General features: G+C 66.1%; 19 protein-coding genes. 5 read left to right on the top strand and 14 right to left on the bottom strand.

Annotation, left to right across the window (positions count from 1 at the left end):
- Window positions 1-109: 109 nt before the first annotated feature.
- Genes DBR10_RS18685 through dusB form a run of 6 tightly spaced genes read right to left on the bottom strand, consistent with a single transcriptional unit; the run spans window position 110 to window position 8,200 of the window.
- Entirely contained in the window at window positions 110-973 is an 864-nt protein-coding gene (locus DBR10_RS18685; protein WP_108556571.1) for a D-amino-acid transaminase, read from the bottom strand.
- Window positions 974-2,362 (bottom strand): nitrogen assimilation response regulator NtrX, encoded by a 1,389-nt coding sequence (ntrX, locus tag DBR10_RS18690; RefSeq protein ID WP_108503844.1) that lies wholly within the window; start codon window positions 2,360-2,362, stop codon window positions 974-976. It abuts the gene before it with no gap.
- Entirely contained in the window at window positions 2,359-4,599 is a 2,241-nt protein-coding gene (locus DBR10_RS18695; RefSeq protein ID WP_108503845.1) for a sensor histidine kinase NtrY-like, read from the bottom strand. The genes ntrX and DBR10_RS18695 overlap by 4 nt, the downstream gene beginning before the upstream one ends.
- Window positions 4,600-4,656: 57 nt before the next feature.
- A complete protein-coding gene (locus DBR10_RS18700; protein WP_108503846.1) occupies window positions 4,657-6,078 on the bottom strand; it encodes a sigma 54-interacting transcriptional regulator in 1,422 nt (473 codons plus the stop codon).
- Between the two features lie 2 nt (window positions 6,079-6,080).
- On the bottom strand, window positions 6,081-7,196 hold the full coding sequence (locus DBR10_RS18705) for a two-component system sensor histidine kinase NtrB (RefSeq protein WP_108503847.1): 1,116 nt from the start codon (window positions 7,194-7,196) through the stop codon (window positions 6,081-6,083).
- Window positions 7,193-8,200, bottom strand: coding sequence for a tRNA dihydrouridine synthase DusB (gene dusB, locus DBR10_RS18710; RefSeq protein ID WP_108489640.1), 1,008 nt, complete (start codon window positions 8,198-8,200; stop codon window positions 7,193-7,195). The genes DBR10_RS18705 and dusB overlap by 4 nt, the downstream gene beginning before the upstream one ends.
- 100 nt (window positions 8,201-8,300) lie before the next feature.
- On the opposite strand from dusB, the gene DBR10_RS18715 reads away from it, so the two are divergent.
- Genes DBR10_RS18715 through DBR10_RS18725 form a run of 3 tightly spaced genes read left to right on the top strand, consistent with a single transcriptional unit; the run spans window position 8,301 to window position 11,098 of the window.
- A complete protein-coding gene (locus DBR10_RS18715) occupies window positions 8,301-9,452 on the top strand; it encodes a bifunctional 2-C-methyl-D-erythritol 4-phosphate cytidylyltransferase/2-C-methyl-D-erythritol 2,4-cyclodiphosphate synthase (RefSeq protein WP_108503848.1) in 1,152 nt (383 codons plus the stop codon).
- Between the two features lie 36 nt (window positions 9,453-9,488).
- Window positions 9,489-9,980 carry a CinA family protein gene (locus DBR10_RS18720; protein WP_108503849.1) on the top strand — a complete coding sequence of 164 codons (492 nt, stop codon included), beginning with the start codon at window positions 9,489-9,491 and terminating at the stop codon, window positions 9,978-9,980.
- 2 nt (window positions 9,981-9,982) lie between these two features.
- Window positions 9,983-11,098: an FUSC family protein gene (locus DBR10_RS18725; protein ID WP_108556572.1), complete on the top strand. Its 1,116-nt coding sequence runs from the start codon at window positions 9,983-9,985 to the stop codon at window positions 11,096-11,098.
- On the opposite strand, the gene DBR10_RS18730 is transcribed toward DBR10_RS18725, so the two are convergent.
- Together DBR10_RS18730 and lipA are read right to left on the bottom strand one after the other, a co-directional pair.
- Window positions 11,095-11,550 (bottom strand): type II toxin-antitoxin system RatA family toxin, encoded by a 456-nt coding sequence (locus tag DBR10_RS18730; RefSeq protein WP_108503850.1) that lies wholly within the window; start codon window positions 11,548-11,550, stop codon window positions 11,095-11,097. The genes DBR10_RS18725 and DBR10_RS18730 overlap by 4 nt on opposite strands.
- Window positions 11,551-11,554: 4 nt before the next feature.
- Window positions 11,555-12,532, bottom strand: a complete 978-nt coding sequence (gene lipA, locus DBR10_RS18735) for a lipoyl synthase (protein ID WP_108503851.1) — start codon at window positions 12,530-12,532, stop codon at window positions 11,555-11,557.
- Window positions 12,533-12,614: 82 nt separating this feature from the next.
- Between lipA and DBR10_RS18740 the strand changes: the two genes are divergently transcribed.
- Both DBR10_RS18740 and DBR10_RS18745 read left to right on the top strand, forming a co-directional pair.
- On the top strand, window positions 12,615-13,664 hold the full coding sequence (locus DBR10_RS18740; RefSeq protein WP_108556573.1) for an alpha/beta fold hydrolase: 1,050 nt from the start codon (window positions 12,615-12,617) through the stop codon (window positions 13,662-13,664).
- A gap of 102 nt (window positions 13,665-13,766) precedes the next feature.
- Window positions 13,767-15,320 carry an AMP-binding protein gene (locus DBR10_RS18745; RefSeq protein ID WP_108556574.1) on the top strand — a complete coding sequence of 518 codons (1,554 nt, stop codon included), beginning with the start codon at window positions 13,767-13,769 and terminating at the stop codon, window positions 15,318-15,320.
- 79 nt (window positions 15,321-15,399) lie between these two features.
- Here the strand turns inward: DBR10_RS18745 and lpdA are convergent, their stop codons facing one another.
- From lpdA to DBR10_RS18775, 6 genes are all read right to left on the bottom strand, one after another.
- Complete coding sequence (lpdA, locus tag DBR10_RS18750) at window positions 15,400-16,800, bottom strand: dihydrolipoyl dehydrogenase (RefSeq protein ID WP_108556576.1); 1,401 nt, start codon at window positions 16,798-16,800, stop codon at window positions 15,400-15,402.
- Between the two features lie 80 nt (window positions 16,801-16,880).
- On the bottom strand, window positions 16,881-17,357 hold the full coding sequence (locus DBR10_RS18755) for a glutathione peroxidase (protein ID WP_108490146.1): 477 nt from the start codon (window positions 17,355-17,357) through the stop codon (window positions 16,881-16,883).
- A 25-nt stretch (window positions 17,358-17,382) separates the two neighbouring features.
- A complete protein-coding gene (locus tag DBR10_RS18760; protein ID WP_108556575.1) occupies window positions 17,383-18,666 on the bottom strand; it encodes a pyruvate dehydrogenase complex dihydrolipoamide acetyltransferase in 1,284 nt (427 codons plus the stop codon).
- A gap of 161 nt (window positions 18,667-18,827) precedes the next feature.
- Window positions 18,828-20,171, bottom strand: coding sequence for a pyruvate dehydrogenase complex E1 component subunit beta (locus DBR10_RS18765; protein WP_369831687.1), 1,344 nt, complete (start codon window positions 20,169-20,171; stop codon window positions 18,828-18,830).
- Window positions 20,168-21,199: a pyruvate dehydrogenase (acetyl-transferring) E1 component subunit alpha gene (gene pdhA, locus DBR10_RS18770; RefSeq protein ID WP_108504902.1), complete on the bottom strand. Its 1,032-nt coding sequence runs from the start codon at window positions 21,197-21,199 to the stop codon at window positions 20,168-20,170. The genes DBR10_RS18765 and pdhA overlap by 4 nt, the downstream gene beginning before the upstream one ends.
- Before the next feature lie 173 nt (window positions 21,200-21,372).
- Window positions 21,373-21,669: an FtsB family cell division protein gene (locus tag DBR10_RS18775; protein WP_108504901.1), complete on the bottom strand. Its 297-nt coding sequence runs from the start codon at window positions 21,667-21,669 to the stop codon at window positions 21,373-21,375.
- Window positions 21,670-21,943: the final 274 nt, after the last annotated feature.

Here is a 21,943-nt window from a genome sequence, read left to right on the forward strand (position 1 = left end):
ATGCTAGATCATTTTTCGCCGAATGGGATCAACATTCGACGGCAATTGCCCGTATTCCCTGAAACCCCGACACTTCCAGCCGGGTTCCATACGGACCAGATACCCCGTTTCAGCAGGCCTTCTCGGTGGCCTTCTGCACATAGAGCTTGCGCAGCCGGGTCGCCACCGGCCCGGGTTTTCCATCCCCCAGGGCCACGCCGTCGACGCTCACGATGGGCATCACCAGGGTTCCGGCTCCGGTGATGAAGGCCTCTCGTGCAGACTGGGCCTCGGCGATCGTGAAGGGCTGTTCGCTGATCGGCAGACCGGCCTCGCGGATCACCTCCAGCAGGGTCGAGCGCGTCACACCGCGAAGAATGTTGGCCTGGGTGTCGCGCGTGCGCAGCCGGCCCTCGGAATCGACGATCCAGGCGTTGGACGACGCGCCCTCGGTCACCAGCCCCAGATCATCGACGAACCAGGCTTCAATCGCGCCACGTTCGCGCGCCGCCTGCTTGGCCAGGGCATTGGGCAGCAGACCCACCGACTTGATGTCGCAACGGCCCCAGCGATTTTCGGGCAAGGAGATTACCGACGCCCCGAGCGCCGCCTTGGCCTCGGCCGCCTTGCGATCGACCGACTTGGCCGTGATCACCACCGAAGGCGGCACGGCAGGATTGGGGAAGGCATGGTCACGTCGCGCCACGCCCCGGGTCACCTGCAGATAGACGAGCCCGTCCCGCACGTGATTGCGCCGCACAGCTTCCTTCAGAACACAGGTCAGGGCCTTCTCACCCATCGGATGGGCGATCCGCAGCTCGTCGAGGCTGCGCCACAGGCGGGCAAAGTGCCCTTCAGCGTCAGCTAGCCGCCCCTCAAAAACCGCCCAGACCTCATAGACCCCGTCGGCCAGCTGATAGCCGCGATCCTCGATGTGGACGGCGGCTTCGCCGTGACGAACAAACCGGCCGTTCACATAGGCGAAACGCGACATCTACTCTTCCTCTTCCACGCGGGCCCCGGCCACGCCCAGCGACTTGAGCTTGCGATGCAGGGCCGAGCGCTCCATCCCGATGAAGTTGGCGGTCCGTGAGATATTGCCGCCGAACCGCAGGATCTGGGCGTTGAGATACTCCCGCTCGAACAGTTCGCGCGCCTCGCGCAGCGGCAGGGCAATAATCCGCTCGGCCCCGATGGCTCCGGCATGGCCGGCCGAGGGCTGTTCGGCCCCGGCCAGCATTTCGGCGGTGATGACGTCGCCGGGCTCGCCGGCCGCCAGGATCAGCATGCGCTCGACATTGTTGCGAAGCTGCCGAACGTTGCCGGGCCAGGCCTGGACCTGCAGCGTGGCCAGCGCGTCATCGCCCAGCCGGCGACGCGGCAGGCCTGTGGCCTCCACGATCCGGTCGATGAAAAAGCTGATCAGCTCGGGAATGTCTTCGCGCCGTTCCGAGAGCCCGGGTACCCGCACGGGCACCACATTGAGCCGGTGGAAGAGATCTTCGCGGAACCGTCCGGCGGCAATCTCGTCGCGGAGATCGCGGGAGGTCGAGGAGATGACCCGCACATCGACCTGCACGTCGCTGTCGCCCCCGACCCGCCGGAACCGCTGCTCGACCAGCACCCGCAGAATGCGGCTCTGGGTCTCGCGGGGCATGTCGGCCACTTCATCGAGATAGAGCGTGCCGCCATGGGCCCGTTCGAACACGCCGATCTTGCGCGGCCGACCGCCCTCACCCTCCTCGCCGAACAGTTCGACATCCAGCCGCTCGGGTGCCATGCCGGCCGCACTGACTGCCACGAACTCCTGCCGGGTCCGGGCGCTCGCGCCGTGGATCAGACGCGCGACGAGTTCCTTGCCGGCACCAGGCGGTCCCGAAACCAGAACCCGGCTATTGGCCGGAGCCACCTTGGCGATCATCTGGCGCAGCGCCTGGGCGGCTGCCGACTTGCCCATCAGCCCGTCTGACGTAAAGCTCTGGGCCCGCAGACGCCGGTTCTCGCGCTTCAGGCCGGCAGCTTCCAGCGCACGCTCAACAATGAGCAGCAAGCGGTCGGACTTGAACGGCTTTTCCAGGAACTCGTAGGCCCCGCGCTTGATCGCACTGACGGCCGTTTCGATATTGCCGTGACCCGAAATCATGATCACCGGCAGGTCGGGATCCAGAGACTTGACCATGTCGAGCAGTTCCAGCCCGTCCATGCCCCCGCCCTGCATCCAGATATCAAGGACCAGCAGCGCCGGCTTGCGCGCTCGCAAGGCCGCAAGGGCCTGGTCGGCGTCGGCGGCGGTTCGCACCGCATAGCCCTCGTCCTCGAGGATCCCGGCCACGAGGTCGCGGATGTCGGCCTCGTCGTCCACCACAAGCACATCAGCGCTCATATCACTTCCTCTACACCACCCACGGCCGCCGCGGTCAGGCGTACAGTCGTGGGAAACTTCAGGATCACGCGGGCCCCGGTCCCTTCGCGTGCATCGGTCAGGGCAAGACTGCCCTCATGGTCTTCCATGATGCGCTTGACGATCGCCAGGCCCAGGCCCGTGCCCTTCTCTCGGGTCGTCACATAGGGCTCGGTCAGGCGGTCGCGGTCGCGGACCGGTAGCCCGACCCCGTTGTCCTCGATGATCACCGACAGCTCGTCCGCGGTGGACACCAGGGTTGCAACGATCCGCCCCGCCGGCTCGGGCGAGGCCTGACGACGTGCCCCGACAGCTTCGCCGGCGTTCTTCAGGATATTGACCAGGCCCTGACCGATCATCCGGGCATCGCAGGTGATCAAGACGTCGGCTTCGGGCCCCTCGAGCAGGACCTCGACCTCGGAATCGATGAACCGCTGGGCAAACACCGCCTGGCGCAGCATCTCGGTCAGATTGGCCGGCTCGAACCGCGGGGCCGGCATACGGGCAAAGGCCGAGAACTCGTCGACCATCCGGCCGATGTCGCCTACCTGGCGAATGATCGTATCGGTGCAGCGGTCAAAGGTCTCCAGATCGCCGGTAATCTCCTTGCGATACTTGCGACGGATGCGCTCGGCGGACAGCTGGATCGGCGTCAGCGGGTTCTTGATCTCGTGGGCGATCCGGCGCGCCACGTCCTTCCAGGCCGCATTGCGCTGGGCGGCCACAAGGCGGGTGATGTCGTCGAAGGTCAAAACCAGACCCTCGGCAACGTGCCCGGCCCCGCGCACGCGCAGCCGGCGAGTCTCACCATCGCGGATCAGATCGACCTCAACCTCGGCATCGGAGCGGCCTTCAAGGACCGTCTCGATCACGACATCGAACTCGGGTGCTGCTGCAATGAGGTCCAGGCCGACCGCGTCCTCCCTCAGACCCAGCAGGGCTGCGGCCCGGCGATTGAGGGCGGAGATCCGCCCCTGGGCATCCAGGCTGACGACCCCTGCACTGACACCGGACAGTACAGTTTCGATGAACTGCCGCCGGGTCTCGGCATCGAGGCTGGCCGCCCTCAAGGCCGCCTGCTGAACCTGAAGATCCGTCGTCATCATGTTGAAGGCTATGGACAGGGCCCGGATCTCCTCCGGTCCGACCGAGGCATCGACCCGGGCATCCAGGTCGCCGGCCGAAACACGGCCCGCCGCCTCAACCAGGCCCGCAACCGGACCTGCGATTGAGTTGGCTGCGGCAATGCCCACCCAGACGGCGGCCACAAGCACCAGAAGGGCCGTCTCGACATAGCTGAGCCCGAAGATCGCCTGGATCCGGACACGACTGCGCTCGGCATCCCGGTAGGAGATCAGGGATTCCTCGGTTTCGATCAGGTGACTCAGAATGCCGTTGTCGACCGGCCGCACGACATAGAGATAGGCGTCAGGAAACGCCTTCAGGCGATAGAGCGCGCGGAACAGGTCGGCAGAGACGAACCGCTGGGCAATGGCCTCACCCGTATCGGTTCCGGCAAAACTGGACGGCGGCGGGGCCAGGAACGGCGGAGCGCCGCGCGTCTCGGCCCGGGCCAGGATCCGGCCGTCACGGTCCAGCACATAGGCAGCCGAAAACCCGTTATCCTTGGTCAGGTCCGACAGGAAGTGGCCGAAGGCGACCGGGGCCTGCGACATCGCGGGCGCGGCGTCGTTCAGGTTGGAGGCCATCGGGCGAATATGTTCGCTGATGTATTTGATCTGCTCGGCGACGTAGGAATTGGCCACCTTGGCCGAGTTCTCGACGACGGTCCGAACCCGCTGGCTGAACCAGCCCTCCACGCCCCGGTTGACCAGAACCCCGAAGAACAGGGCGACAATCACGGCCGGAGCCACGGCCGCGAACGAAAACAGTCCGACGAACCGCAGGTGCAGGCGGGCCCCGGCGTCATTGGCCCGGGCGTCGATCATCTCGAACAGTTGCAGGCCAACCACGGTGGCGATCCCGAGGATCAGCACCAGGTTGAAGCCGAGCACGATGAGGATCGCCGTGCTGGCCGGACTGATCGGTCCGCTCTTGGGCGGCGATGAGGCCAGTGCGATCCCGGTAATGGTCAGCAACGCGGCCAGAGCATAGGCCCCGGCAATCACATAGCGCGACCGCAGGAGCGCACGCCACCAGGCCCGGCTGAACCGGGCCGGTGAGTCACCAGATCCGGAAACGGACACGACTGACGCCATGGACACAGTCTAGATGGGGGTGTGCCCCAAATTCAACAGCTATGTGCCAATAAAGCTTCAGCGCCGACCCCGTGTCATCTCCACCCCGAGATCCTGGATCTTCTTCCGCAGGGTGTTGCGGTTCAAGCCGAGGATTTCCGCCGCCCGAACCTGGTTGCCACGCGTGGCCGACAGGGTCAGCTGAATCAGCGGCCGCTCGACCTCCTGCAGCACCCGGTCATAGAGCCCTGCGGCCGGCACGCCGTCGGGCTGGTCGGCGAAGTGCGCCGCCAAGTGACGTTCAACCAGCATCGACAGGGTCACCGGCCCCTCGTCGGACCTTACAGCCGGCGTATGGTCCTGAAGTTCGCGATCGACGATCCGGGCGGTGATCAGCTCTTCGGCGTAAAGGGCGCACATCCTCCGGATCAGGTTTTCCAGCTCGCGGACATTGCCCGGCCAGGAGTGGACCTTCAGGCGATCCAGGGCACTGGAATCGATGGTCTTGGCGGGCAGGCCCTCGCGGTTGGCGCGCAGCAGGAAGGTCCGGGCCAGATCGGGAATGTCCTCGGCCCGGTCACGCAGGGGCGGCAGGCGCACCGGTGCCACGTTCAGACGGAAGAACAGGTCCTCGCGGAACAGGCCCTGCTGGATCAGACCGCGCAGGTCGCGATTGGTGGCCGCAATGATCCGCACATTGGGCCTGCGGCCGGTCTTGGGATTGAGGACAGGCTCGGTCCCGTCGATCACCCGCAGCAGGCGGGTCTGGGCATCCAGCGGCATGTCGCCGATCTCGTCGAGGAACAGAGTGCCGCCGTCAGCCTCGATCAGCCGGCCGAGGTCACCCTCGCCGCGCCCGAACAGCTCGGTCTCGACCCGCTCGCGCGGCACGGCGGCCAGATTGATGACGACGAACTTGCCGTCACGACGGCGGCCCAGCTCGTGCAGGGCCCGCGCCACCAGTTCCTTGCCGGTGCCGCTCTCGCCGAGGATGAGCACGGTCAGATCGGCTCCGACCAGGCGGGCGATGGTTCGATAGACCTCCTGCATCGGAGCCGAGCGCCCGATCAGCGGCAGGCGCTCGTCCCGCATCGCGCGGGCCTGGGCCTTGGACGCCTCGGCATCGGCCGGCCGCGACAGGGCCCGACGGGCTGCAGCTGTGACATCATCGAGGTCGAAAGGCTTGGAGATATACTCGAACGCCCCGGCATCGGCGGCGTTGACGGCCGTCAGAAGGGTGTTCTGGGCACTCATCACGATGATCGGCAGCTTGGGCCGCTCCTTGCGGATGCGCGGCAGCACGTCAAAGACGTTCTCGTCGGGCATCATCACATCGGTGACCACAAGGTCGCCCTCGCCGTCGGTCACCCACTTCAAAAGCGTGGTGGCGTTACCGGTGGCCCGGACCTGGTAGCCCAGGCGGGTGAAGGCCTGACTGAGGACGAGCCGGATCGAGGAATCGTCGTCGGCGATCAGGATCTTCTTGCTGGCGGCGTTCATACTCACGCGTCTCCAGAGGAGGGTTCAGGGGCAACGGGCAGCAACACGCGGAAAACGGTGCGTCCCGGCTCGGATTCGAAATCGATCAGGCCGCCATGGGCGGTGACCAGCTTGGTGACCAGGGCAAGGCCAAGGCCCGTCCCGTTGGCCTTGGTGGTGACGAAGGGCTGGAACAGGTGATCCCGGAGGGTCTGGGGCACGCCCGGACCGTTGTCCTGCACCCGCACCTCGATCGGCGCGCCGGCGGTGGTCTTGCCGTCTGCCCCACGGACCCGGACCCCCGGACGCCAGGCCGTGTGGATCGAGATGGCCCCGCGACCGTCACCGCGCATGTGGGCTGCCTCGGCGGCGTTCTTGACCAGGTTCAGGAAGATCTGGATCAGGTGATCCTCATCACCCCAGACCGACGGCAGGGACGGATCGTAGCTTTCCCGGAGCGAAAGCCCGTCGGCGACGCCGTTGGCGACGAGCGCACGCACGCGGTCGAGCACCTGGTGGATATTCACCGGCTCTCTGGGGGTCGGGACGTCTTCGGAGAAGGCCTCCATGCGATCCACCAGACGGCGGATCCGGTCGGTCTCGTCGACGATCAGCTGGGCGAGCGGCTGATCCAGCGCGGACGCCCCGGTCTTCAGCAACTGGGCCGCACCGCGAATACCGGCCAGCGGGTTCTTAATCTCGTGCGCGAGCATCTTGCCGAGACCCACGACTGACCGCAGCCCGGCCGCGTCTGCGCCCCGATCGACACCAAGGACGCCCTTCACATGCAGGGTGAGCAACACCGAGCCGTCGCCGAGCGGCGCGGCGGCACCGTCGGCCTCAAACGGCGGCTGGCCGAAGAGGTTGACCTCGACCCCGTGCTCGCGAACGAGGGAGCCCTCGAAAATGGCCCGATCCAACAGAGACACCAGCACCGAGCCGGGCGGCAGGGCGGCGCGGAAACGGCCCCGCGCCAGAAGCGACAGACCATGGCCGAACAGGGCTTCTGCCGCCTCGTTGACGGCAACCAGACCCCCTTCCCGATCGACCACCAGGGCCGGTTCGGGATTCAGGTCAAAGGCCGCGGTCTTCAGCGCATCCGGCGCCTTGCCCCCCAATGCACGTGCACGGTCGCTCACGCTGCGGCCCTCCGGTCCTGAAGCCATAGTTGGGTCAGCCCCCGCTCGACGGCTTCCGGTGCCTCGAGCCTGCAGAGTTCGGCGCGCGCGGCACGCCGGGCCTCTGCCGTTTCAGGCCAGGGCGCGGCATCGATGTAGGAGGCCAGGTGCTTGCGGAACATCTTCAGGCCCAGGCGCTCGCCATAGAAGTCGAGGCTGCGCCGGAAATGGGTCAGGGCAATCGACAGGCGCTGCTCGGCGTCCGGTTCGACAAAGGCTCGCCCCTCAAGGGCCGCCTCAATGGCCCCGGCGATCCAGGGGCGACCATAGACGCCCCGCCCGATCATCACGCCGTCCGCACCGGACTGGTCCAGGGCCTGGCGGGCCGTCTGACCGTCAATGATGTCGCCATTGACGAGAACCGGCACCGACACCGCCGCCTTGACCCCGGCCACGGCCGACCAGTCGGCGACGCCCTTGTAGAACTGGCTGCGAGTGCGACCGTGAACAGTGATAGCCCGGGCTCCGGCACCCTCGGCACGCTGCGCAATGTCAGCGGCGTTGCGCATGCTGTCATCCCAGCCGAGGCGCATCTTGACGGTCACCGGCACGTCAACGGCATCCACAGCGGCCCGGACGAGGGCTTCGGCAAGATCGGGCTCACGCATGATCGCCGAGCCGGATTGCTGGCCGGCCGAGACTTCCTTGGCCGGGCAACCGAAATTCAGGTCGATGATTTCGGCCCCGGCTTCGGCCGCCATCCGCGCGCCGAGAGCCATCAGGTCGGGGTCACGGCCAACCAGTTGCACCACCATCAGCGGCAGGCCATCGCCGACCGCCGCGCGACGGACGACATCCGGCCGCCCCCGCGCAAACTCGGCGCAGGCGACCATTTCCGTTGCCACATAAGGCGCGCCGAGCGCGGTGGCCGTTTCTCGGAAGGGCAGGTCCGAGACTCCGGTCATGGGCGCGATCCAGACGCGCCCGGGAACCTCAACACTGCCGACTTCGAGCGCTTTGCTCATTTTGTGATCATCCCCAGCGCCATGTTTTTAGGCACATTGTGCAGCGCAGTAAAGCCTTCATCTCTGGATCAAGCGGAACGAGGCGTCTAAGACACAGGCCATGACCTTCTCCGTTGTGATCGTCGCTGCCGGTTCGGGGACCCGAGCCGGCCCGGGCCAGGCCAAGCAATGGCGCCTGCTCGCCGGCAAGCCGGTCCTGCGCTGGTCCGTCGAGGCCTTTCGCGCTGCGGGTGCCGCCGAGATCGTGATCGTGACCACGGATGAGGGCCAGACTGCCCTGCCCGGCATCCTCGAAGGGCTGGAGGGCTGGCGCAGCGTGCGTGGAGGAGCCACCAGGGCGCTCTCCGTACAGTCCGGGCTCGCCGCTCTGGCCGACCGTCCCGCAGCCGAACCCGTCCTGATCCATGATGCGGCGCGCCCCTTCGTACGCGAGGCCACAATCATGAGCCTGCTCGCGGCCCTCAGGGACGCGGATGGAGCCATCCCGGCCCTGCCCGTGGCCGATACCCTGAAACGCGCGCTTCCTGGCGAGCGAACCATCACGACGTCGCGCGAGCATCTCTGGCGGGCCCAGACCCCCCAGGCCTTTCCACGTGACAGACTGGAAAAAGCCTATGTCGCCTGGTCAGGTCCGCTGGAACCGACAGATGACGCCCAGGTGGTCGAGGCCAGCGGCGGCCAGATCGCTCTGGTGCAAGGCGATCCCGGCCTTCTGAAACTGACCTATCCTGAGGACTTTGCCATGGCCGAACAGCTTGCCGGAACGGCCCGGATCACCCGTGTCGGCCAGGGCTTCGATGCCCATCGCTGGGGCCCAGGCGACTCGGTCTGGCTGTGCGGCGTCGAGATCGCCCATGACGAGACCCTGATCGGTCACTCCGACGCCGATGCCGGACTGCACGCCCTGACCGATGCGCTGCTGGGAGCCATAGGCGAAGGCGACATCGGCGATCACTTCCCGCCGACCGATCCGCAGTGGAAGGGCGCGGCCTCCGACCGCTTCCTGATCCATGCCGCCGATCTGGTTCGAGCCAGGGGCGGCGTAATCATCAATGTCGACGTGACCCTGATCTGCGAACGGCCCAAGATCAAACCGCACCGCGAAGCGATGCGCGAGCGCCTGGCCACGATCCTGGCGTTGCCGCTCGATCGGGTCAGCGTCAAGGCGACGACGACCGAGAAGATGGGTTTCACCGGCCGTGGCGAGGGCCTGGCGGCCCAGGCCATTGTCGCTGTCGAAACCCCCGCCTGAGTTCCTCAAGCTCAAGTCCAACCGCAGGAGCCGCCGATGTTTCCGCTGGAAATCGAGACCCTCGCCCGACTTTTGATCGACGAGGCCCGCGAGCGCTCCCTCCGCATCGTCGCCGCCGAGAGCTGCACGGGTGGTCTGGTGGCCGGCGCGATCTGCGCGATATCGGGCGCTTCGGACGTCTTCGAGCGCGGCTTCGTCACCTACACCAACCGCGCCAAGTCCGAGATGCTGGGCGTGCCGGGAGATCTGATCGCCGACCATGGCGCGGTCTCCGAGCCTGTCGCCCGGATGATGGCCGAAGGGGCCCTGGCCAACAGCAACGGCCATGTCGCCGTCGCCATCACCGGTGTGGCCGGGCCCGGCGGGGGGTCACCGCTGAAGCCGGTGGGCACGGTGCATTTCGCCGTCGCCCGGGCCAATCGCTCGGTCGTGCATCGCCATGAGCGCTTCGACGGCGAAACCCGCGAGGCGGTGCAACTGGCGGCGATCCGCACCGCACTGGAAATGCTGCGCGACGCCGTGGCCTGACCGTGCCGAACACACCCCCTTCAGACTGGCGCCGTTTTGTCGGGCTCGGGCTTCCGCGAAATGCACTGACGGCTGCAGCCCAACGGCGAAGCGAAATCCGCCACGCCATAAGGGTTTCCGCAGCGGTCGGCGCGGCCTTCGCCCTCGCGACCCTGTTCCGCCTGCCACAGGGCTACTGGGCGGTCTTCACGGCGGTGATCGTCGTCCAGGCCAGCCTGGGGGCCACCATCACCGCGTCAGTCGAACGCTTCCTCGGCACCGTGGTCGGTGCCATCGCGGGGGCAGGCGCCGCATACCTGCATAGCCGGTGGCCCCAGTTCGGCGGCCTGATCCTCTGCACGACCGTGGCCCTGGTTGCTTTCCTCGCGGCCGTCCGGCCGACTTTGAAGGTCGCGCCGGTCACCGTCGTGATCATGCTGATCGGAACGACGACCCATATCGACCCGCTCACAGCGGCCTTCTACCGGGTCATTGAAATCACGCTTGGAAGTCTGGTCGGCGTCGCAGCGACGCTTCTGATCTTCCCGGCGCGAGCGCATGGGGCGGTGGTTGCCCGGGTGCAGGAAATCGGCGCCCTGAATGCCGAACTCCTGACCCACTATGTCCGGGTGCTGCGCGGCCAGCCCACCACGCTGTCCACGGCGGACCAGTACGACGCCAATCGTGCCGCCATGGCCAAGCTGCAGACGGCTCTTTCGGAGGCCGATCGCGAGACCGCAAGCCACCTGAGCCTGCGCTCGGCCCCGGAGGCCCTGCCCCGGACGCTCTGGCGGCAGCGCAATGACATCGTGATGATCGGTCGCGCGCTCGCCCAGCCCGTGGCCATCCCGGCGCTGGCCGAGCCGGCTGCCGCCATGATCGAAGCCGCCACGGCCTTCCTGACCCAGGCGATCGGGCTGATTTCCGCCGGGCCACGCCCCGACCGGCTGGCCCTGGCCGAGGCCCATGCGAAATTCCAGGCGACGATTGAAACCTTGCGGCACGAAGGCGCGCTGCGGGCCCTGGCCTTCGACGATGCCGCCCGCGTTTTCGGCCTGGTCTTTGCGGTTGAGAATCTGCACGCCAATCTGGGCGATCTGGCCGACCGCCTCGAGGAGCATCAGGGCATCGGCGACTAGGCCGGCGCTGTCCCGTGGATCGCCCGAGCCCGGGACTCGAAACAGGCGATCAGCTTGTCGGCCGCGCGATCGAGATTGGCCGCCAGCAGGCCGTCAAGCATCCGCGACTTGAAGGCAAAGTCGATGACGAACTCGATGCGGGTTTCATCGCCCTGGGCGACGAACCGCCACTGATTGGCCAGCCGCTTGAACGGCCCGTACAGCAGGCTGACATCGACCGTCAGATGCTCTGCGTCACGCCGTACGCGGGTCGCGAACTTCTCGCGCAGAAACGAGAACCCGACCTGGGCCTCGGCGTCGACCGTGCTCACCGGGCCGTCTTCCCGGGCATTCCACGTCCGCATCGCCGTGATCCAGGGCACGAACTGCGGATAGGCCTCCACGTCCCCGACCAGCGCAAATAGCTGCTCGGGGGTGTAGGGCAGAACCCGCGTTACGACGTGTCGGTGCAAGGGCCTAGGCCGTCCTGGCGTCCAGAGCCCGGCGCGCGGCCTGCAGCTTGGCGAAGTCTTCACCGGCGTGATGCGACGAGCGCGTCAGCGGACTGGCCGAGACCATCAGGAAGCCCTTGGCGCGCGCGATGGCCTCATAGGCCTTGAACTCGTCCGGCGTCACGAAGCGGTCAATGGCCGCATGCTTGCGGGTCGGCTGCAGGTACTGGCCGATGGTGATGAAATCGACGCCAGCGCTGCGCATGTCATCCATCACCTGCATGACCTCTTCCTTAGTCTCGCCCAGCCCGACCATCAGGCCGGACTTGGTGAACTGGGAGGGGTCGCGCTGCTTGACGCGATCCAGCAGGCGCAGGGACTGATAGTAGCGGGCGCCCGGCCGGATCTTCAAATAGAGGCGCGGCACGGTCTCGAGATTGTGGTTGAACACGTCCGGCCGGGCATCGATCACGACATTCTCGGCCTGATCCTTGCGCAGGAAGTCCGGGGTCAGGATCTCGATCGTCGTCCCTGGCGCGGCCGCGCGGATGGCGAGGACGACCTGGGCAAAGTGCTGGGCCCCGCCGTCGGCCAGATCATCGCGATCGACCGAGGTGATCACCACGTGCTTGAGGCCCATCTTGGCAACGGCCTCGGCCACACGGCGCGGCTCGTCCGGATCCAGCGCATTGGGAAGGCCGGTCGTGACATTGCAGAAGGCGCAGGCGCGGGTGCAAATCTCGCCCATGATCATCATGGTCGCGTGCTTCTGACTCCAGCATTCGCCGATATTAGGGCAGGCCGCCTCTTCGCAGACCGTCGTCAGCTTGTGATCGCGGACGATGCCTCGCGTCTCATTGTAGCCGGGCGAGCCCGGGGCCCGGACGCGCAACCATTCGGGCTTGCGCAGCACCGGCGTATCCGGGCGGTTCTGCTTTTCGGGATGGCGCGCCGCCCGGTCTTCCGGGCTACGTGCCTTCAGTGTGTCGATCACTGTGGCCATGAGGCCTAAATCGGACTTCTTGGCCTCCGGATCAAGCGCGCGATCTTGCATAGCGCGCAAAGGCGCGAAATGAGTGAGCCCGATGCATCGCCGCCTGCTTGCCGCCCTGTTGATCCTGACCCTCGCGGGCTGCGGCGATGCCGGCTCCCGCGCGCCCTTTGCCGACAGCCGAACGCCCCCCTCGATCGCCCGTCGCTTCTATGCACCTGACAACTGGGCCTGGGGCTATGTCCGGGTCGGCGACGGCCCGGTTCAGCGCTACGGCGTCTCTTCGCCTCCCGTCGGCCCGCGTGCGACGGTGCTCATCCTGACGGGCTATGGTGAAACGGCGGAAAAGTGGTTCGAGACCGTCCGGCACCTGAACGGAGCAGGCTTTACGGTCTGGGTCCTGGAGCGGCAGGGCCAGGGCGGATCGGAGCGCGCGACTCCCTGGCGTGATCTGGTCCACGCCCGCAGCTTTGATCCCGACGTCGCGGCCATCCGCGCCATGGTCCGGGTCGTCATACGTCCCGGTGGCCAGACCCCGATGATCGTCCTCGGCCATGACCAGGGCGGCCTTGCGGCCATGCTGGCCGTCGAGGACGGACTTCCGGTCGACAGCCTGATTCTGTCCTCGCCGGCCCTGCAGATGCGCAGCCTGCCCCGTAGCCCGGACGAAACCCGGCGACTGGGCCTGTGGGCCAACCGGCTCGGCCTCGGCTGGATGAAGTGGCCCGGCGAGCCTGGCTGGATCCGCGAGGTCCCCGCCACCACCCTGGCCCAGCGGACCGCCGACCGGCAGCGCGGATCGGTGCAGCAGGCCTGGATGCTGGCCAATCCCGATCTCAGAACGGGCTCCCCGAGCCTGGGCTGGCGGTCAGCCTTTTTCGAAGCCGCCGAGCGGGCTCGCAAGGACACCCGGCGGATCCGGCTGCCTGTTCTCGTCCTGACCGGCGGAGCCGACAGCCACGCCAGCACAACGGCGCAGGATCAACTCTGTCAGGCCATCACGAACTGCCGACAGGTTCGTTTCCCGACGGGACGTCAGGATCTGCACATGGAGACCGACGCGGTCCGCAGTCCGTGGCTGACCGAGATTGAACGCTTCACGCACCGGCCGGAAGCCTCCGGACCCGGACCGGTGACGCCTTAACATCACCGATTGTGACTCTTCCTTGCAAAGCTGGACCTTCCCCGGCAGAGTCCGGCCTCAACGAACGAAAGCGATGTCGCTTTTCGGGGAGGTTTCGCCGGGATGCCGGTAGTTTTCAAAGCGGAAGACGGCCAGAAGGCCCTCTTCGACGCCCTTATCGACGCGCGCGACACCTACGGTGCCAACAAGCCCATTCTTGAGGACCAGGATCGCAATCCCCTCAGCTACACGGACCTGATCCGTGGCAGCTTTGCCCTGGGCCGCAAGATCGCCGCCATGACCAAGCCCGGCGAGAACGTCGGGGTGCTGCTGCCGTCGGGCTCTGCAGCGGTGGTGACCTTCTTCGCGCTGCACGCTTTCGGGCGCGTGCCGACCATGCTTAACTTCACGGCGGGCCTGCGGAACCTGAAGGCGGCCTGCGAGCTGGCCAAGGTCAAGCGCGTGCTGACCGCCCACAAGTTCATCGAGCTGGGCAATCTGCACGACATCATCGATGCCCTCGAAGGGCAGGCCGCTATCACCTATCTGGAGGATGTGCGCGGCACCATCGGTCTGGCGGACAAGCTGTTCGCCGCAACGGCCGGCATGTTCCCCCGTCAGTTCCGGGCCCCGGCCAAGCCGTCGGACCGGGGCGTGATCCTGTTCACCTCGGGCAGTTTCGGGGCTCCCCGCGGCGTCGTGCTGAGCCAGGCCAACATGGTCACCAATGCCGTGCAGGTCGCGGCCCATATCGAGCTTGATCCGGACTGGGTGTTCTTCAACCCCCTGCCCGTCTTCCATTGCTTCGGCCTGACCGGCGGTGTGATCCTGCCGCTGCTGAAGGGCATGAAGGCCTTCCAGTATCCCTCCCCCCTGCACACCAAGCAGATCCCGGCGCTTGTAAAAGCACTCGGCGCATCGGTCCTGTTCGCCACCGATACCTTCCTGAACCACTATGCCCGTGCCTCTGATGGCGATGAACTTTCAGGGCTGAGGTTCATCGTCTGCGGGGCCGAGAAGGTTCGCGACGAGACCCACAACCTGATCAACGAGAAATTCGGCAACGTGCCGGTACTCGAAGGTTACGGGGCCACGGAGGCCTCGCCGGTCATCGCCGTGAACAAGCCCGAGGACAACCGCCGGGGAACCGTCGGCGGCCTTCTGCCGGGCCAGGATTACCGGATCGAGCCCGTCGAGGGTATCCCGGAGGGCGGTCGCCTGCTGGTGCGCGGTCCGAACGTGATGCTGGGCTATCTTCGCGAGGACGGCGGCATCGACGCCCCTGAAGGCGGCTGGCACGACACCGGCGACGTGGTGACCGTGACGGGTGATAACTGGATCACGATCAAGGGCCGGGTAAAGCGCTTTGCCAAGATCGGCGGCGAAATGGTCTCCCTGACCGCCGCGGAAGACCTAGCCGCAGCGGTCTGGCCGGACGGCCGCCATGCGGTGATCTCGATGCCTGACAAGAAAAAGGGTGAGCGGCTGGTGCTGGTCACCGACCGCCACGACGCCGCGGTCGCGGAGCTGGTGGCTCATGCCCAGACGGTCGGAGCCCCTGAACTGGCGGTTCCCCGCAAGATCCTGAAGGTTCCCGAGGTCCCGGTGCTGGGCAGCGGCAAGACCGACTATGTCGCCATCCAGCGCATGGCTGACCAGGACGCCCGCGCCGCCTGACGGTTGCACCTGAACATGAAAACGCCGCGCCCGGTGCAAACCCGGCGCGGCGTTTTTTGTTTGATCTGGCCGTCGGGCCTCAAGTGTGCAGAACGCGCCCGTAGGAATCCAACGCCGCCTCGTGCATGGCCTCCGACATGGTCGGGTGGGCATAGACGATGCCGAAGATGTCTTCTTCGGTAGCCTCGAGCGTGATCGCCGTCACGAAGCCCTGGATCATTTCCGTGACTTCGTGACCGATCATGTGGGCCCCGATCAGGGCCCCGGTCTTGGCGTCGAACACCGTCTTGATGAAGCCTTCGGTCTCGCCGGCCGCCACGGCCTTGCCGTTGACCTTGAACGGGAAGCGACCGGCCTTCACCTCGATGCCGGCCGCCTTGGCCCCGGCTTCGGTATAGCCCACCGAGGCGACCTGCGGATTGGCATAGGTGCAGCCGGGGATCGGCGAGTGGACGTTGGGGCTCTTGAAGCCGGCAATGAACTCGGCGGTGTGGATTCCTTCGTGGCTCGCCTTGTGGGCCAGCCAAGGCGCGCCGGCGACGTCGCCGATCGCGAACAGGCCCGGGACATTGGTCTCGCCGTGCTTGCCGGTAACGACATGGCCGCGGTCGAGATTGAGACCCACGGCCTCAGTTCCTTCGGTATTCGGGACGATGCCGATGGCGACAATGCACTTCTCGGCGGTCAGCTGTTCGGCCTTGCCGGCGACCTCGACCGAGACCGACACGCCGGTGGCAGTCTTGTCGATCATGGTCACCTTGGCCCCGATGCGGAACTTGATGCCCCGCCTCTCGAACGCCTTCTGGGCCGCCTTGGAGACTTCGGCGTCCTCGACCGGCATGATGCGGTCGACCGCCTCGACCACGGTCACCTCAGCGCCCAAGGCGCGGTAGAAGCTCGCGAACTCGATGCCGATGGCTCCGGAGCCGATCACCACCAGCGACTTGGGCATGGTCTTGGGCACCAGGGCATCGCGATAGGTCCAGACCTTGTCGCCGTCCGACACCGCGCCGATGGCGGGGATGTTGCGGGCCCGGGCGCCGCTGGCCAGGATGACGTTTTTCGCCTGGATCGTGCGGCTGCCGCCGGCCTTCAGGGCCACCACGACCTTCGGAGCCGGCGCACCCTTTTCGAGCTTGGCCTCGCCCTCAATGACCTCGATCTTGTGCTTCTTCATCAGGTAGGCGATGCCGCCCGACATGGTCTTGGCCACGCCGCGCGAGCGCTCGATGATCTTGTTGAAGTCGAAGGCCGGCTTCTCGACCGACAGGCCATAGCTGTCGAGATGCGACAGCTGCTCGAAGACCTCGCCGGACTTCAGAAGGGCCTTGGTCGGGATGCAGCCCCAGTTCAGGCAGATCCCGCCCAGGTTTTCGCGCTCGACGATCGCCGTCTTCAGGCCCAGCTGGCTGGCGCGAATGGCGGCGACATAGCCGCCGGGACCAGCGCCGATAACGACGACATCGAATTCGGTGGACATGTTCATCTTACCCTAGCTTGGACATCGCCCAGGGGGAGCCGGGCGGCCTCGTTCGATCGGCCGCAAGGCCGGTCCGGGAGTTAAAGCAAGGCCTCAACTGCGGCCTTGAGGTCTTCCGGCTTGGTGGTCGGCGCAAAGCGCTCGACGACCTCGCCGTCACGGTCGATCAGGAACTTCGTGAAGTTCCACTTGATGCCTTCAGTCCCCAGAACGCCCCTCTGCGCCTTCTTCAGGAAGGTGTAGAGCGGGTGGGCCGAGGGGCCGTTGACGTCAATCTTGGCCAGCATCGGGAAGGTCACGTCGTAGGTCAGCGAACAGAAGCTCGCGATCTCCTCGGCATTGCCGGGCTCCTGCGCACCAAACTGGTTGCAGGGAAAGCCCAGCACCGTCAGGCCCCGGTCCTGGTATTCGCGAAAGAGCGCTTCCAGGCCTTCAAACTGCGGGGTGAAGCCGCACTTGCTGGCCGTGTTGACGATCAGCAGAACCTTGCCGCGATAGTCGGCCAGGCTCACATCCTGGCCGTCCAGCGTCTTGGCCGAGTAGTCATAGACCGACATGGCGCTCTCCTGCCCTTTCCGTTGATCAGACGATCAGGGTCAGCGGCTCTTCGATCAGCGGCTTGAAGGCCGCCAGGAACTTGGCACCGATCGCGCCGTCGACCACGCGGTGATCGCAGGTCAGGGTCACGGTCATGACGGTGGCCACGGCCAACTGGCCGTTCTTGACCACCGGACGCTGCTCGCCGGCCCCGACGCTCATGATCGCGCCCTGCGGTTCGTTGATGATCGAGGCAAAGGCCTTGATCCCGAACATGCCGAGGTTGGACACCGAGAAGGTGCCGCCCTGGAACTCCTCGGGCTTCAGCTTCTTGGCCTTGGCGCGGGCCGCCAGATCCTTCACCTCGGCCGAGATCTGGGCCAGGCCCTTGGTCTCGGCGGCGCGAACGATCGGGGTGATCAGGCCACCATCGATGGCCACGGCCACGGCGATGTCGGCATGCTTGTGCATGGCAATGCCTTCCGGCGTGTAGGAGGCATTGGCCTCCGGCACGCGCTTCAGGGCCACGGCCACGGCCTTGATGATGATGTCGTTGACCGACACCTTCACGCCCTGGTCGCCCAGCAGGCTGTTGATCTTGCCGCGCGCCGCCAGCAGGGCGTCGATCTCGAGATCGATGGTCAGCGGGAAGTGCGGCACGTCGCGGAAGCTGTCGGTCAGGCGGCGCGCAATGGTCTTGCGCATGCCGTCGAGCGGTACCAGGTCGTAGGACCCGGCCGGGATGCCCATCTGCTCCAGCGACAGGACCTGACGCGGAGCCGCCGGGGCTGGGGCCGCCGCAGGGGCCGGGGCCGGCTTGGCGGCCGGTGCGGCAACCGGGCCGCCCTTGGCGGCATTTTCGACGTCCGCCTTGACCACCCGGCCATGCGGGCCACTGCCCTTGAGCGACTTCAGGTCCAGACCGGCGGCCTGGGCCAGACGGCGGGCCAGCGGCGAGGCGAACACCCGCGAGCCGTCGGCGGCGACCGGAGCCGGAGCAGCTGCAACGGGTGCAGCGGCAGCCGGTGCAGCGGCTTTGGGCGCTTCAGCGGCAGGGGTCGCGGCCGGGGCCGGCGCGAGGCTTTCACCCTCTCCGGACAGCTTGGCGATCAGGGCATTGACCTTGACGTTTTCGGTGCCGGCCTCGACCAGAATGGCCTCGACCACGCCCTCGTCGACGGCTTCGACTTCCATCGTCGCCTTGTCGGTTTCGATCTCGGCGATCACGTCGCCGGCCTTGACGGTGTCACCCACCTTCACGTGCCACTTGGCGAGGGTTCCCTCCTCCATGGTGGGCGACAGGGCGGGCATCAGGATGTCGATCGACATTGAGTGTCTTCCTCAAGCGTTCGGGACGTTGTCGGCCGGGCCGGCGTCCGCGCGATCTCGCCTTGCAGCGAGGCTTAGTTCTTGGCCGGATTCGATGCGGCCCACATCCGACAGATATGCAGTGTTCACTGCGATCCTGCCAGACATGGGCCGCACCGGCATCAGCGGTAGCAGACCGTCTTGGCCGCCTTTACGATCTTGTCGACCGACGGCAGGCTGAGGGCCTCGAGGTTCGCGGCATAGGGCAGCGGCACGTCTTCCTGGTGCACGCGCAGCGGCGGTGCATCCAGATAGTCGAAGCCGTGCTCGGTGATGCGGGCCACGATTTCTGCCCCGACGCCCATCGGACCCCAGCCCTCTTCGGCCGTGACCAGACGGTTGGTCTTCTTGACGCTTTCCAGGATGGTCACGTGATCCATTGGACGGATGGTGCGCAGGTCGATGACTTCGGCCGAGATGCCTTCGGCGGCCAGAGCCTCGGCAGCCTTCAGACAGAACCCGACCATGCGGCTATAGGCCACCAGGGTGACGTCCGTGCCTTCGCGGCGAACCTTGGCCTTGCCGATCGGCACGACATAGTCCTCGACGTCCGGGATATCGAACTCAAGCCCGTACATCATCTCGTGTTCGAGGAAGACGATGGGGTTGGGGTCGCGGATTGCAGCCTTCAGCAGGCCCTTGGCGTCGGCCGCATCATAGGGCGCGATGACCTTGAGCCCGGGCACGTTGCCGTACCAGGCCGCATAGTCCTGGCTGTGCTGGGCACCGACGCGGCTGGCCGCGCCGTTGGGGCCGCGGAACACGATCGACGACTTGATCTGGCCACCCGACATGTAGAGCGTCTTGGCGGCCGAGTTGATGATGTGGTCGATCGCCTGCATGGCGAAGTTCCAGGTCATGAACTCGACGATGGGCTTGAGGCCCGCCATCGCCGCGCCGACACCCATGCCGGCAAAACCGTGCTCGGTGATCGGGGTGTCGATGACGCGCTTGTCGCCGAACTCCTGCAGCAGGTCGCGGCTGACCTTGTAGGCCCCCTGGTACTGGGCGACTTCCTCGCCCATCAGGAAGACGCGGTCATCGCGACGCATCTCTTCAGCCATGGCGTCGCGCAGGGCGTCGCGCACGGTGATCTTCTTCATCGGCGTACCGGCCGGAATTTCCGGATCGGCAAAGTTCGAGGCCGAAGCGACGGGCGCGGTGGCGACGACCGGCGCGGCCGCCTCAACGACGACGGGCGCGGGTGCCGAGGGCGCAGCCCCGGCTTCACCGGCCAGACGCGCGATCGGCGTATTGACCTTCACGTTCTCGGAGCCGGCGGCAATCAGGATGGCTTCCACCACCCCCTCATCGACGGCTTCGACTTCCATCGTCGCCTTGTCGGTCTCGATCTCGGCGATCACGTCGCCGGCCTTGACGGTGTCGCCTTCCTTCACCAGCCACTTGGCCAGGGTGCCCTCTTCCATGGTCGGCGAGAGGGCGGGCATGAGGATGTCCAGGCTCACTGGGCGGCCTCCAGATAAACGTCAGTGTACAGTTCGGACGGATCCGGCTCAGGGCTGGTCCGGGCGAATTCAGCGGCTTCGGCGACAATCCGCTTCACGTCGGCGTCGATGCCCTTAAGGTCGTCCTCGGTGACGCCGGCCTTGGCCAGACGTTCCTTGATGTGGTCGATCGGATCGCGGGTCTGCTTGACCTCGTCGACCTCTTCCTTGGTGCGGTACTTGGCCGGGTCCGACATCGAGTGACCGCGATAGCGGTAGGTCTTCATCTCGAGGATGTAGGGACCCTGGCCGCTGGCGGCGTGCTCGCGGGCACGGGCCCCGGCTTCACGCACGGCTACCACGTCCATGCCGTCGATTTCTTCGCCGGGGATCCGGAACGAGACGCCGCGCTTGTGGAAGGCGGTTTCCGAGGCCGAACGCTCGACGCTGGTGCCCATGGCGTACTGGTTGTTCTCGATCACGTACACGACCGGCAGCTTCCACAGCTGGGCCATGTTGAAGCTCTCATAGACCTGGCCCTGGTTGGCCGCGCCGTCGCCGAAATAGGCGTAGGAGACGTTGCCATTGCCCTTGTAGTGGTTGGCCAGCGCCAGGCCGGTGCCGAGCGCCACCTGGGCGCCGACGATGCCGTGACCGCCGTAGAAGCCGGTCTCAATGTCGAACATGTGCATCGAGCCGCCCTTGCCGCGCGACGAGCCGCCGGCACGACCGGTCAGTTCGGCCATCACCTCGCGCGGGTCCATCCCCGCAGCCAGCATGTGACCGTGGTCGCGGTAGCCGGTGATGATCTGGTCGCCCTTGGACGAGATCGACTGCATGCCGACCGCGATGGCTTCCTGGCCGATATAGAGGTGGCAGAACCCGCCGATCAGCCCCATGCCGTACAGTTGCCCGGCCCGCTCCTCGAAGCGGCGGATCAGCAGCATGCTCTGATAGAACTTCAGAAGCTCTTCCTTGCTGACAAAGGCGTTGACACCGGTGTCACTACCCTTGCCCTCGGAGGCCTCAGCCTTGCGCGCACGCGCCATTCAACTCTCCCTGGCCAATCTTCATCGCGGCCTTCAATCCCAGAACATATCCCGCCGAAGGTGTCGTCGGTTCCGCGAAGGAAATGCTCGTCATGTCATGCCCGGACCGATCCCGATGTCCGTCATCGGGGATCGACCAACAGCCTTCTCCGGGAAACCGTGACCCCAAGGCGCTAGCGCTTTGTCCGGATCACGAAGTCTCTCGGGTCGGCATATCCGAGGAGTGAACGCGCACGTTCCTCCAGGAGATCGGCCGACAGACTGCCGTTGCGTAATAGACGAGCGCGGGCCTCCAGGTCCATCCTCTCTGCGCGGATCTTCTTGAGTTCCATGGTCTTGGCTGAGAGATCGGCGTTACGCTGGGAGATGGACAGCAGCCCTCGCTCGCCCGTCAGGGCGTGAAAAACGAAGTAAAAAATCAGAAAGAAGATCGCCGCGGTCGGCAGGATGGGTTGCAGTCGGGCGAACATCTGAGAATCCCGGATGGGGTCCTGCAGAGTCGCAGACGGGGCTTAACGCCTTCTAAATTCAGGGGTCGCGCAAAGGCACCAATTGCCGGAAGGACGGGCCGCGCGCGGTTTCATTTGAGATGGTTTCATCGGCATCTAGATACCGCATCGCAGCGCCCGGTTCGCATCTGCGAACACGCCCCGCGAAGGCCTCTCGGAAGCCGGCACGGACGCTTATAGAAAAAATGTGGGCCAGCGAGCACCGTTTGCCCACCGAATAGACAGCCGAACCCGG

Source organism: Caulobacter sp. HMWF025 (assembly GCF_003060965.1).
Taxonomy (GTDB): Bacteria; Pseudomonadota; Alphaproteobacteria; order Caulobacterales; family Caulobacteraceae; genus Caulobacter.